Genomic DNA, 13,219 nt, shown 5'->3' on the forward strand with positions numbered 1-13,219 from the left:
ACGGGTAACCTTAACATTGCCTTAAGATTTATCATAGGAAGCGGCTATCCATGCTAAAAAGCGGCATTCCCCATCACCGGATGGTAGAAATGCCGCTTAGCCTATATTCAACTCCCCTTATATTCCCATGAACCGCTCCACACCAGCCGGGTCCATGACGACCATCTGCTTGTTGCCGATCAGCTTGATCAGGCCGGAGTCCTCGAATCGGGAGAACTTCCTGCTGATCGTCTCGCGGGTCACTCCGACATAACTGGCCCGCTCTTCCCGGGACAGCGGGAGGTCGATATGTACGCGTCCGCCGCGCGGCTTGCCGTATTTCTCGCTCAGCTCCATGATCATATACGCGATCCGGATTTCCGGGTCTTTGGTCGCCAGACTTTGCGCCAGATTCTCGGTGTGGGCGAGGCGTTTGGTTACGCTTTTGAGCAGGCGCAGAGAAATGTCGGGATTCTCGGTCATTAGCTGCTCCATATCGCTGCGGGTCAGCAGGCAGATATTGGTGTCTTTCAGCGCATACGCACTGAAGTTGCTAAGCTCGTCGCTGTTGAAGATACTGAGTTCCCCGAAGAAATCCCCGTTCGTCAGGATATGCAGAATCTGTTCCTTCCCTTCGGGCGTAATCTTGGATAACTTCACATGTCCCTGCTGAATAATGTACAGCGTATCGGACGGCGCGCCTTCGAGAATTAGCGGCTGGCCCTTGGTGAATTTGCGGTGCTTAATCATTGCGCTGATCCGGGTAAGATCCTCATCGGTCAGCGCGGCAAAAATCGGTACCTTGCGTGTACAAGGTTCTGCGGCGTGCTGGCAGGAATGCTCTTTCATACCGTTCCCCCTGTAATGTGAAATGTGAAGCCTTAATCCACTAATGAGCAATTGTGTTCTTTTCCTCAACGGGTACGAAATGGCTGGTGTCCTCACCGCAGACCGGACAGACCCAATCTTCCGGCAGATCCTCGAACGCTGTTCCGGCAGCTACATCCTCATCGGGATCGCCTACCGCCGGGTTGTAGATGTAGCCGCAAGGGGTACAGATATACTTTTTCATCATACTCATCTCCTATATTCTTAGTAGTTAATCAGTTCAGAACAGACTGCGTTTCCGCTATAATGTCTTCGATGCTCTTGCCGTCAGCACTCCCGCTCAGCCGGACGCCCTGCTCAACAGCCGCCTTGTAAGCCAGCGAAGCCGCAGCGCCCTGCCAGGACAACGCCCCGACAATGACATGATCCTTCACAAAAATCCGTGTATACGCCCCGTTCTCTTCACCGCATACCGACTCATCGCAATTCCGCTCATCGGTGTTGCCGATGGAGAACAAGGACACCCCAAAAGCATTGAACAAGGTCACTGGAACCGCTCTGCGGTATACACTCCGGGCTTCTGCCATATTGCTCCCTGCAATCCTGCCCTGTTCCATCGCTCCGCCCCACAGTCCTTCCACCAAGCCACCGAACTCGGCAACGTCACCTGCTGCATAGATATCCGGAGCACTTGTCTGCAGATGTTCATCCACAATAATGCCGACGCGGACCTCAATCTCCGATCCGTCAACCAGAGCAGTATTCGGAACGATCCCAATGGAGTAGACCACATGGTCACACGGGAAGCTCGTGCCGTCATTCAGCGTAACCCCGGTGACAACCTCTGTCCCCTCAATGGAAGCCACACCCGCTTGAAGAATCACCTTCACCCCGGATTGTTCAAGGATCTCTTGCAGATGCTTAGAAGAGTAGCTGTCGAGCTGTCTGCCCATCAGGGCAGGTGCGTATTCAACCACAGTTACCTTATACCCTGCTTCGTGAAGCGCCCAGGCGGTCTCAATTCCCTGCACTCCTCCGCCAATGACGGTTACGCGGCTGCCTTCCTTAAGGCTGTTCTTCAGCCGGTCTGCGTCAGCCAGATCCCGGATGCTGTGTACATTGGAAAGTCCGGCACCCTGGATGGTTAATGCGCGGTTCTTCGCCCCCATACAGAGCAGCAGCTTATGGTATTCCACACACTGGCCGCTCTCTGTCTCTATCGTCTGGCGCTCCGGGTGGATAGACACGATGCGGGTGGACGACTGTACGGTGATGCGATTATCGCGGTACCATTTCTCCTTCTTGATCAGAACCTTCTCGCTGTGCAGGTCGGTGAACAGGCCCTTGGTCAGCTTGATCCGGTTATACGGCAGGCCGCTCTCTTCTCCAATGATTGAGATTTCCGAGTCCGCGTCCTGATCGCGGATCGCTTTGGCGGCATGGACGGCGGTTACACCGCCCCCAACGATTACGTAATGCTTCGTCATGTTCGCTTCCTCCTCCCTAGATTGAACTGAGCAGCAGATCCGAGACAAATTCGGTTGCATGCTTAATCTTCTGAACCTTCTCAGGCTCTCTTGGGGAGAATCTTACCCGTACGGGGAACTCCACATGGGTCATGCCGGTGGTTTTGATAACCTCGGAGGTGCTCTGTACAGTCATGTTCGTTCCGTTCAGGTAATCCTGAATCACCTCGATCGCTTCTCCGCTCCAGCCGTAGGAGCCAAACGCCGTGGCAAGCTTACCTTCCAGGTTCATCTCCTGCATGCCCTTCAGCACTTCCTCCAGGTTCCCGATCATATCTGCATACTTCGTGGAGCTGCCGATAAAGACGGCGTCTGCTGATTCGATGCTGTGGAGGATGTCTGCGGTGCTGCTTTTATCTGCGTTCCAGACTTCTGTCTCAATATTGTTCTCCTTCAGGCAATTCTCAATGATCGCGGCCATCTTCTTCGTGCTGTTCTTGATGGTGGTATAGACAATGACAGCCTTCTTGCCCTGGGTGGTCTCCCGGCTCATTGTGGCATACAGCCCGATGAACTTAGGAATGTCCTCGCGGATCAGGAACCCGTGGGAGGGTGCAATCATGCGGATCTCCAGATCCTTCACCGCTTCCAGCAGCGTTCTTACATATCTTCTGTGCGGATGGATAATCGCTGCATAATAGCCTTTGTAATCTTCGGTGATATCGAAGCCTGCTTCATCGCTGAACAGATGCTCAGCTGCCACATGCGTACTGAAAATATCGCAAGGGAACAGGATCTTGTCTTCCACACAGTATGTAATCATCGTCTCTGCGGTGTGGAGGTACGGTGTTTCTTTGAACAGCAGGGTTTTGCCGCCGATATCCAGGGTGTCTCCGTCCTTCACCACCAGGAAGTTGCGGCTGTGCAGCTTATACATCTCCTGCAGCTCCGGTACAGCGATCTCGGTGCAGACAATCGTAGCATTCAGTGCCTGTGCCGCCAGTGCCGCCAGTCCACCGGAGTGGTCAGGCTCAGTATGGTTAATGACGATGTAATGAATATCCATGAGATCAATCATTCCGGCGAGACACTCGGCATATTCGCGGCCGAACTCCATATCTACCGTATCAATGACGGTCGGCTTGCCTGTTTTGAGGAGATAGGAGTTATAGGTGGTGCCTTTGGCGAGAATCAAGCGGTGGAACGGGACTTCACGGTTGTCTATTTTGCCTACCCAGTGGATGCCCTCGGCGATTTGTCTGGTTTGTGTACTCATTTGTGTTAGCCTCCAATATTTGATTGATAATCCTTATCAGCAACCTCATTCTATTACGCCAGCCGCTGCAAAAGGAGGATTCAAATCAAATTTCGGAAGTTTGTGAAAGCTTTCGTTTGGCCTACTTTTAATGTAGCCTAATTCACGGAAGATGTGGTGCGTGTGGTCACAGACGGGGGTAGAAATCTAATTTAAGTGGATTTAAGCAACTGCTATCTAGTTCGTGCTTGTAGGTTTTCGGTTATGGGGACAGCCGTGACTCCAGAGAATGTTTGGCCCTCCGGCCGCTGTTGTCCCAGATTTCTTGATTAAACCGCTAATCGCGGTAGAAATCCGGTGACAAAGGCGGACGATACCGCTCCTACAGTTCCAAAATTCTCCTCCGCCACTTTTCCCTTTTTCGTATATTTTCAAGTTCAATTTATATAGTGTTTGCCTGACAAGGTTGGCATATCAAGTACCTTATCTCCATCGCTATCAAAAAAAAGCCGATCTCTATAAAGATCAGCTCTTTTTGGCTACAAAGGTGATACAATCAGAGGTCAGCTTAACGGGCTGCCCGTTTCTGTTAATCTCAAATGCTAAGGGTTTTACGATCAGCTGCTCTATCTCCCATCCGGCAAACTGCTGTTTCAAAAGGTCAATCATTCTCTCAGTAGACAGATTCACTTCAAACATTGGGTCCAGCTCTTGCTTATTCTCTAGAAGCATTTCCCGGATATTGGACGCGATAATAATGCAATTCGCCCCGCCTGCTCTTGTCCCGGCATTCATTTCACTCAGTTTCTGCTCCAGTACCTGTGCCGACCTCACATGTTCCAATGAAGATACGGCTACGATAATATCATATTCATTTGGTTCAATAGAAAAGTGTTCAATATCAGATAAAATGGGTACAATGTAAGGCTCGACACCGAATTGCTGACTGTAACTCTTCAGCTTGACTATGGCTGATTCCAGCAGGTCTACACATACAACTGTTCCGTTCCTATGCTTAATCGATTCGGCGATCGGAATGCTGTTCCGGCCAACTCCAGCTCCCAGATCCAGTACGTTTATGTATTCTTGATCCTTATATTGATTGATAAGATTAATGACTGTAGTAACGGGTCTATGCAGCCAGGAGCCTGGCTCAAATAAATCGTAAATATCATAACATTGATCATGATATTTCTTCTCTTCGGATCTGATCCTGGCTAATCTGTCCATTTGTCCGCCCCCAAACTTCAAATGCTCCGCCCGAGAAGATTCCAAGGAGCGCAGCCGAGAGAATTGTAACATATCTCTGTAAACTTAGTCAGCAGCAAATCACATCACAACCCTTCATCACCTAGATAGAACAGGTAATAGCATAAAACAAGAGCAGCCCCACATGGGAACTGCTCCTGTCCTTGATAATATTAATTCGCATCAAATTACACTTAATGTCTTATGTTACTTGGCAGGCGCGGGAACACTTTCAGCAGGAACCGGAGCAGGCACTAGCTCCGGAAGCGCCTCTGTGACAGTCCCTTCCTGAGCAGGGACCGGCGCAGGGGCAAGCCCGGAATCAGATTGGACAGCGCTTGCTTTCGGCATCGTTACGGGAGCACTCTCCTCAGGGGCTGCTACAAGCTCAGGCAGCGGCTGGGCAATTATTTCTGCTTGAGCAGATCCTGGAGACTGCTCAGCGGGAACCGTTACAGAATCAGCAGATTCAGCTGGCTCAGCAACAAGTTGTCCTGCTTTATATTCCTGGGCGGGGATGGTGCTGCTCTCGGCAGGCTGGGTTCCAGAACCTTTGGCTGGCTCGGTTATTTTACCTTCGGGCACTTTGGAAGCTGCAATTTCGGAAGCGGCATTGTCAGAAGTAGTATACTCCGAGTCGGCGACTACTTGCGGTGTCATCTTGGAGGCCAATGCCGCCGTAGAGGTGCCGATCCCTGCAATTAACAGGGCTGCGGTAACCGATAGGAAGAGGGTCTGTCTGTTTAGTTTTTTGACGTTAAGCATATGGGTTAATCTCCTTTGTAATTGTTTGCCGTCACCGGATAATGACGCGTAGAACGCTCCGGGTTGGCTGGTTGGGCCTGCCATGACATTCAGTATGGTCCCGCCGTAACGTTTGCGGTCGGCATGAGACATCTCCTGCACCACCTCCTGGTCACAGGTCAGCTCGCTCCAGGTATGAAGCTCATGACGGACCGTATGAACCAGCGGATTGTACCAGTGCAAGGTACGGACGAATAGCAATGCAGCCTTGATCCACAGATCCTTCCGCTTCAGATGAACCAATTCATGGCGCAGGACCATCTCCATATCCAGATTGGCATGACTCTGTATAGGCAAATAGATCGACGGTCTCCATAGACCGGCCAGAAAAGGACTGCGTGCGACAGAACTGTACGCGAGCTTCACGTTACATGTGAGGCCAAGCTCCTCCTTGATGCTCCTTAGCATCTTGGCTGGCTCACTATTCTCCGGTACCATGGTACGGGTACGCTTAAGTACTCTGGTAAACCTGCGGTACGCATATCCTTGCCAGGCGGCAAAAATGATGGCTCCCGTTGCCCAGATCCCTAACAGGATATATGCGGTACTTGCGGTAAGGGCTAGAGCAGGCTGCAGAGATTCCGCTACATACCCGGTTAGCCCCCCATTTTGGGGATTCTGTACACTTGTGGCTACGCGCGGTGCGCTTAGGTGTTGGGATAACCACGGCAGGATCAGAGCGATAGGGATCAAATAAAAGACTAAGGACAGTTTAATGAGTCCGTAACGCCATCGGGCCGGGAAATGTCCGGTGGAGAACCTCCCCAGTGCCTGAATACTGAGTGTAACTACGCTTCCGGCAACGGTTAGCGGGATTAGAATATCGAGTAAGGTCTTCATCGTCATCACCTACTTTTCCGAGAACCATTGCTTCAGCTCGTCAATATCTTGGTCCGACAGCTTGTCGCCGTCATACATGGCAGAGATCAGATTCTTGACCGAACCCTGATACAACCCGTCCAGGACATGCTGAGTCTCCACCAGCTTATAGTCCTCAGGCGAAATGCCGGGCACATATTTGTTCAGCCGCCCATGCCGGGTAGCGGTCAGAAACCTCTTATCTACTAACCGTGACAAAAAGGTAGAGATCGTCTGCGCCTTCCAATCCTTTCCCTTCTGCGCGAACAGGTTCAGCAGCTCCGTTGAAGTAACTGGCGGCGTACTAGCCCAAATGGCTTCCATTAACTCTAATTCTGTATCCGATAGCTTCTGAATCTTGTTCACCGTGAACACCTCTTCATTTCGTTATGCGTCCATAACATTATTACTACACTACGTAGTAGTTATAATCTACTACAAAATGTAGTGGATAGTCAAATGTATAGCTGCAATCCGTCTAGAGATTATCAAATTGAACTGAAGCAGTAAAAGACCGCCGGGAAATCCCGGCAGCCTCCACTAGAATGAAATCACAATCCCATGATTCTGTATATCACTGCTGCGGCTTCTTCACGCGTGGTAAGCCCCTGCGGTTTGTAAGTACCGTCGCCATAACCATTGATAATACCGGTCTGCCGCAGATAGTTCACCGCTTCCAGAGCGTATGCTCCAATTTGTGTATGATCCGCAAAAGCTGCGGTATGGCTGGAAGTCTCCGGCTGCAGTCCGTTCTGACGCATAGCGCGGAACAGCATAACAGCGATCTCCTGGCGGGTAACCGGCTCCATTGCACCGAAGAAGCTCTCGCTTCGCCCGTTAACAACACCTAAAGCCTGAGCCGTAGTAACGGCTTGGTAGTACCAGGCACCTGGAGTGACATCCTTGAACATCCCTTGGTTATTCCCTCCTTGAAGCTCCAGAGCGGATACCAGCAGTTGGATGAATTCTGCCCTGGTGATCTGCCGGTTAGGTTCATATTTGCCCTCTCCTGTACCGCGAACCAGGCCACGGGCAGCCAATGTCTCCAGGATGATGGAGTTACTTGAATCCGTATCGGAGAATTGAATACCTGCATTTGCAGTGCCGTAGAGGCCAAAGTTATGTGTTGTAAATGTAATGCCGCCTGCTCCTGTTACATATTTAGAATGCTTAATCACTTCGGTTTGCCCTCTACCATTGACGGAATAGGCGATAGCTTGATGCTGCGCTTCTCCCGGCTTCAAGTCGTGAGCAACGGATACCTTCATGGATGCAGAACCGCGTAACCTTTCGATTGGCTGTCCATCCACCGTGAGAGAGACCCGGTGCAAGGAATACGTTGTCCATTGCTTATTCATGTCCGCTGGCTGCTGTGAAGCATCTGCAACATGAACGGAAAGTTCCAGTTGCCGGGAATCCTCAGGAATACTATCTACCAGAGAAGCCACGGGAATCGTTAGGGTCACTCCGCCAGCTTGTACTGTAAGCGAGGTTACATGATCCTTCAGCTCTTTAACCGGTAGTTGAAAAGCACTTCCTTTGGTCATAGCATTCTCTGCTGCCAGCTTAAGCACCAGTGCTCCGCTCTGCACACCATCCATGGCTTGCCGGATCTCTCCGTCCCGAAGCTGTGCGTGAATGATTCCATCGGCTCCCGGTTCAGCTTGTACCTGAAGGAGTCCCGGTGAATGAGTAAAGATCTCACTACCTACTGTGCCGGGAGTACCTTCACTGCTTCCGCCGCTGTTATTATTATTGTTGCCGTTATTGCTGCCGGGCGTAGGTTCAGGCGTATCCGTCCCCGCGTTGTCCCCGCTCCGAACCGCATTTACGGTGTAAGTCTTGGAAGTAGTTCCGTCGGCAGCAGTCACTTTGACATCAATCCTGTTGTCTCCTACCTGAAGCCCGCTCCCGCCTGTTACTGTCACGGTGGCCCCGGCATGAGCAGGCGTCCCTGTTACAATCACCTCAGTCTTGGAAAAAGGAAGGTTGATGGTGTAATTCAGCTTATCCTGCTCGAACCCTGAAATATCTGTACCGTCAATACTCAACCGGCTCAAAGCGGCATTGCTGCTCAGCTCCGGCTCTTCTTCCCCGCCGGTATTCATCAGCTGAAAGGTGCGGAAGAGAGTCGGGTCCTTCACACCGCCAATGCCCGAGCCCCATTCGATATAACCCTTGCGGCCTGCTCCGTCATTGTCATTGACCAGCATCGAGAAGCTTAAGACTTCACCCGCCGCTGGCCGGACGGGGCTAACTTCGCTCCAGGGCAGTGCCAGGGCATAGGAGGTTACCTTATTCTGCTCATCTCTGGTCACCTTGAGCGTTCCTGTGGTCAACACTCCGGTGGCTGCCCCCTTCATGGACAACCAGCGGTATATTTGCGGACCCTCCGGCGTCTGAGAGATCCCATATTCATACCAGGACTGGCTGTCTCCTGGCACACCGGGAGCAAGGCTGAACTGGATGCTGTCATTCTGCCAGATATTAATCCCGGAAGCCTTATGAGTGAATACATCATCACGGATATCGGCTGTCAAATATAACTGGTCTTTATCCCAGCGCAGCTGCGCAGTTCCACTGAGATCATCAACACCATTGTAACCCGTCAGTAGAGGCGTTCCGTCCGCAAGATCAATCAGCGCCGGACTGCTTGTATCCGACTGATTCGGCATCCGGTTAATATCTATATTCCGCTTAATGTGGACATCCTCGTAACCCTCCAGATCAACCGTCAGCTCCAGCGGATACTTAACGCCTTCAGCGAATCCCGGCAGTGGAATGGAATAAGGGAATTTGTTGCCCGGTGCGATCCCGGACAACTGCGATTCGCTGCCGCTAATCTGATCTTTGCCTTCACCTACAGTCCAGGTAATCTTCTTAATGACCAGAGGATCTGCGGTGGAACTATTCGTGAATTGAAGCTGAAGCGATAGATCACCGCTGCTTCCATCCTTAATATGCGGTACAATCTTCAGGCCTTCATAATACAGCCGCAGATCATCTACTGGTGCTTCAGGCAGCGTTGCCGGATCAAGTCCGGGACCGTTATATGCTCCGATATTCGGCGGAGCATCCGCTGACACGGCATTGCCCCAGTAATCCAGTCCGCCATTGTCTGCAATAACAGCTCCCGCTCCGAGTGCAGGCGAGTTGTCTCTCAGCTTGTAGCCGTCCACCGTATTCCAGCCGGTGCCGCCGCTGCCTTGGGCGACAAGCAGCGGATTCGCTGTGATGGAATTAGCATTCTCCGGCTCACTTGCAGGATGGTTGCCATACAGCAGATTATGATCGAAGGTACCGTTCACCCCCGGCAGGTTATACCCTCCCTGTCCAAGATTGTAGACCAGATTATTCTTGAAGGAATAGGGAGCATTGATATTGCCGCCGTCATCCCATTCATGGTCGATAATTCGGGTGTTCTGCCCTGCTCCGATATAGATCGTATTATTATAGATTTGTGTATCCGGCGTAACCCCGCCTGCGAAGTTAAAGGTATGCGTCAGATCATTTTGGCTGATGTTGTAGCGTACCACATTATTAGAGGATCCTGTCAGCACCCCCGGAGTCAAGCGCGCATCAACGAAAAGCATGAATCCGCCTTTGTTGCCATGGCTGTAATTGTATTGAACCACACTGTCTATGGTATCAATATCCAGATTGAAGCCCTGCCCGTCGCCCTCCGGCTTGTTCGTGTTGAAGGACTCATTGAACTGTACAACGTTATTCCTGCCCCGGGTCGGCCAGATCGCGGCGGAGCCGTTAAATTCACCCTCCTCGGAATAGTTCCCTCCTTCCTCTGCAATGTTATGTTCAATCAATCCCCCATTCACACCAAAGGTGAGAATGCCGTCGCTGTCCGCCTGCTTGACATAATTCCCGCGGATGGTGACATTGACCGTAGCATAGTCCGTTCCGTTGAACCGCTGATCCCATACCACAATCCCGGTACGACCAATCCGTTCCACCGTGTTGCCTTCGATCCATACCCCGTCGAACTTGTCTGTACCCGTTGTTCCTCCTACATATACGGAGATGCCACCGAACGCATGTGGGCCACCTTCAGCCCCGGATACGGTAGGATAGCGGAAGCTGCTGGATACATCATGAACATAGTTATCCTTAATGTGTATATTTCTTAAGATTCCTCCATTGGCGTTCTCTACCATAATACCTTCACGGTAGACCGTTCCCCTCTCGGAGGCATAGTTGGTAACCTCCAGATCCCGGATCATCCAATTCGAGGCATTGCGTAAATACACGGCCCCGCCGGCCATACCGCCGCCATTAATAACCGGCTTGCTTCCGGTGCCATATGCACCGATAGTGATCAATTTCTCGTCCGTTCCACTGCCTTTGGGATATAATTGTTCGTTCCAGATGCCGCCCTTCTTCAGCAAGATCCGGTCACCGGCCTCAAAGGTAGTCTGATTGACCACGCTAAATGTCTTCCACGCCGTCTCCGGTGTCCGCCCGTCATTACTGTCGCTGCCTGTAAGGGCATCGACGTAATAATCCCCGTCTCCGCCACTGCTTCCGCCGCCTCCCTGCGTTCTATTGGATAAGGAGACCGAGCCTAGCTGCATTTGCCAGGGGGCGGAATCACCGCTTAGTTCGATTTTCAGATAATGAATACCAGGTGGAATAACCTCTGCAGGCGTATAATTGCTCCCTGTCCAAGCTCCATCACCCGTAGACTGGGGAGCATCTTGAACAGCGGGCAGTTCCGCCCAGGCCGAGGCATCCGCTGAACCGTAGAACTTGATGCTTCCGCTGGAGCCGGCAAAGGAATGCAGGCGGGCTTTGAAGGACTGCAGGTTATGCAGATGGTATACGATAAATTCAGCGGCTTCTGCCGTTCTTACCGCCCGGGAAGCATCCCCGCCAAAATAATCGGGATTGCTGGTATCCATGGTCCAGTTATCGCTGTATGCAGAGAGCTGTGAGACATCGTCCAGTTCATCGCTCACCGTTAGCGGAGCTATGGATACATTGGAGAGCTTAAGGCTTCCGAGCTGCGTCATCCAGGTATCGAGATCGCCGCTGACTTCAATCTTCAGGTAATTTACACTATCCGGCAATGCACCTGATGGTGTATACATGGTTCCGTACCAGCCCGAGGCGGTCGCCGCCGGACTGTCATTGACGGCCGGAAGCTCCGTCCAGTCTGCGGCATCCGCTGATCCGTAGAACTTCACTACGGCGGTTGAGCCGGAGAAATAATACGTTTGAAGCGAGAACGACTGGATGCCTGTCATTGGATAGACTGCATATCCGGCATCCATTGAGGTCCTGACCATTCTGTCAGCATCTCCGCTGAAGAACTGAGGGTTGCTGCTGTCAATCACCCAATTCTCCGAGCGTAACTCCTCTGCCGGAAGGGCCGTGAATTCATTGGTCACCGTCTCTTCAGTATGGGCTGAGACGCCCATTGCGGGGAGCATCGCTGTGCAGATCATCACCAGCGCAAGTATGGTTATTGTCAGTTTTTTCAACATTATTGCGTAATTCCTCCTTAGATTGTTATTGAATCGCCTGCTGTGCCAGATCCTCAGCCATTTGCTTATTCCACTCCACGACGGCTTCGGACCGCTTGTGATCCACAAGAGCTCTGAACTTCTGCTGTGCCAGATCCTGTGCAATCTTATCCTTTACCTGATCGAACGGCAGAACTTCAAGGTCAGCTTCGGACAGGCAGTACAGGAGGTGGACAGCCCCGTTCTCTACAATCAAGCTACTCATCTGTCCCTGTGCAAGCTGCTCCGCAGCAAGTAACACCATTGGATTCTCCAGCGCTGCTGTCCGCCGTGAGGTGCTGGTAACGGTTAGCTCGCGGGCATAGACCCCAAGCTTGTCCGCCTGTTCACGGAGAGTTGTTCCGGTAAGTTCGGTTCCGTTCGATTCTGTTCCGGCCAGTACTGTTGCCTGGAGGTCTTTCATTCTGTCCATGGCCCCGCTCTGATCTTTGTATTCGGATTCCGGTCCGTAGGGCAGCGTAACCCATTCCAGACGGATAGTTCCCTGCCTAGAATATTTCGCAGCCAGATTGGCTTCATATTCCAGTCTCTCCTGTTCAGCAGTGATGACGATAGAGCCATTACGGCGCATCGCATCAATCGTTGCATCCTCAAGATTGCTCATGTAATAGCTGTAGTAAGCCTGTCCATCCAGATGCTTAGGACCATACACCACCTCCTTGTTCACTTCCGCCTGACTCCGCCGTATATTCTCGCGCTCCATTCCAATCAGGAATGCCTCAAAGCTGATGTCTGATATCACTCCAGCTTCCTCTGCAAGCTGCAGCTCTGCTTGCTTGGTCAATAGCTGAGTCTGAGCGTCCCTGATCCATCGTTGCAACGGAATCTCGCCGGAATAATCGGTCAACCAGAAGTCCTCAGAATAACCGGCATTATAAGTCTGCATGAAGTAATCGGCAGTAAGCGCCCGGTTCAGCTGAAGATGCCAGTTGAACTCAGCGGTGGTGGCCTCCCGGCCATTGACGATCAGAAGCGGAGGTGCTTCATCGGGCGTTGCCGTGCTTATTGTTCCAATCATCATCAGGCTTCCGGCGATCAATACAGCCAGAGCAGCGGCGAGCATTGTCCTTGTGGAATGAAACCTTTGAGCCATTGCTTGATCTCTCCTCTCTCCGCATTGCTGTTAAGCGCTTTCAACACCTTCGATATTAGACATATTGCTCGTGAAAAGACAGGAGTGAAACCTGCGAAATGGTTTGCCATTTCACGATTTGACAGCAGTGTCTGGTTCTTCCTTCCTTAGC

The 13,219-nt window shown here is 51.6% G+C and carries 9 protein-coding genes; all 9 read right to left on the reverse strand.

What is annotated here, in order from left to right; translation table 11 throughout:
* Positions 1 to 117 precede the first annotated feature (117 nt).
* Positions 118 to 828: a Crp/Fnr family transcriptional regulator gene (locus MHH78_RS20195; RefSeq protein WP_341168589.1), complete on the reverse strand. Its 711-nt coding sequence runs from the start codon at positions 826 to 828 to the stop codon at positions 118 to 120.
* 40 nt (positions 829 to 868) lie between these two features.
* Positions 869 to 1,051 carry a rubredoxin gene (rd, locus tag MHH78_RS20200; protein WP_076075525.1) on the reverse strand — a complete coding sequence of 61 codons (183 nt, stop codon included), beginning with the start codon at positions 1,049 to 1,051 and terminating at the stop codon, positions 869 to 871.
* 31 nt (positions 1,052 to 1,082) lie between these two features.
* Positions 1,083 to 2,294, reverse strand: coding sequence for an NAD(P)/FAD-dependent oxidoreductase (locus tag MHH78_RS20205; RefSeq protein WP_076075528.1), 1,212 nt, complete (start codon positions 2,292 to 2,294; stop codon positions 1,083 to 1,085).
* A gap of 16 nt (positions 2,295 to 2,310) precedes the next feature.
* Positions 2,311 to 3,549 (reverse strand): FprA family A-type flavoprotein, encoded by a 1,239-nt coding sequence (locus tag MHH78_RS20210; RefSeq protein ID WP_076075530.1) that lies wholly within the window; start codon positions 3,547 to 3,549, stop codon positions 2,311 to 2,313.
* 504 nt (positions 3,550 to 4,053) lie between these two features.
* Positions 4,054 to 4,758, reverse strand: coding sequence for a class I SAM-dependent methyltransferase (locus tag MHH78_RS20215; RefSeq protein ID WP_076075533.1), 705 nt, complete (start codon positions 4,756 to 4,758; stop codon positions 4,054 to 4,056).
* A gap of 225 nt (positions 4,759 to 4,983) precedes the next feature.
* Positions 4,984 to 6,420, reverse strand: a complete 1,437-nt coding sequence (locus tag MHH78_RS20220; protein ID WP_341168590.1) for a M56 family metallopeptidase — start codon at positions 6,418 to 6,420, stop codon at positions 4,984 to 4,986.
* A gap of 9 nt (positions 6,421 to 6,429) precedes the next feature.
* Positions 6,430 to 6,804, reverse strand: coding sequence for a BlaI/MecI/CopY family transcriptional regulator (locus tag MHH78_RS20225; RefSeq protein WP_076075535.1), 375 nt, complete (start codon positions 6,802 to 6,804; stop codon positions 6,430 to 6,432).
* Between the two features lie 185 nt (positions 6,805 to 6,989).
* Entirely contained in the window at positions 6,990 to 11,936 is a 4,947-nt protein-coding gene (locus MHH78_RS20230) for an S-layer homology domain-containing protein (RefSeq protein WP_341168591.1), read from the reverse strand.
* 25 nt (positions 11,937 to 11,961) lie between these two features.
* Positions 11,962 to 13,068, reverse strand: a complete 1,107-nt coding sequence (locus MHH78_RS20235; protein WP_341168592.1) for a peptidylprolyl isomerase — start codon at positions 13,066 to 13,068, stop codon at positions 11,962 to 11,964.
* Positions 13,069 to 13,219: the final 151 nt, after the last annotated feature.

The sequence above is a fragment of the Paenibacillus sp. FSL H3-0333 genome (assembly GCF_038002805.1).
In the GTDB taxonomy this organism is placed as follows: domain Bacteria; phylum Bacillota; class Bacilli; order Paenibacillales; family Paenibacillaceae; genus Paenibacillus_AQ; species Paenibacillus_AQ silagei.

Bases quoted from the DNA above. Each gene is read 5' to 3' on its own strand.
- MHH78_RS20195 (WP_341168589.1), bottom strand. From the start codon at position 828: ATGAAAGAGCATTCCTGCCAGCACGCCGCAGAACCTTGTACACGCAAG.
- rd (WP_076075525.1), bottom strand. From the start codon at position 1,051: ATGAAAAAGTATATCTGTACCCCTTGCGGCTACATCTACAACCCGGCG.
- MHH78_RS20205 (WP_076075528.1), bottom strand. From the start codon at position 2,294: ATGACGAAGCATTACGTAATCGTTGGGGGCGGTGTAACCGCCGTCCAT.
- MHH78_RS20210 (WP_076075530.1), bottom strand. From the start codon at position 3,549: ATGAGTACACAAACCAGACAAATCGCCGAGGGCATCCACTGGGTAGGC.
- MHH78_RS20215 (WP_076075533.1), bottom strand. From the start codon at position 4,758: ATGGACAGATTAGCCAGGATCAGATCCGAAGAGAAGAAATATCATGAT.
- MHH78_RS20220 (WP_341168590.1), bottom strand. From the start codon at position 6,420: ATGAAGACCTTACTCGATATTCTAATCCCGCTAACCGTTGCCGGAAGC.
- MHH78_RS20230 (WP_341168591.1), bottom strand. From the start codon at position 11,936: ATGTTGAAAAAACTGACAATAACCATACTTGCGCTGGTGATGATCTGC.
- MHH78_RS20235 (WP_341168592.1), bottom strand. From the start codon at position 13,068: ATGGCTCAAAGGTTTCATTCCACAAGGACAATGCTCGCCGCTGCTCTG.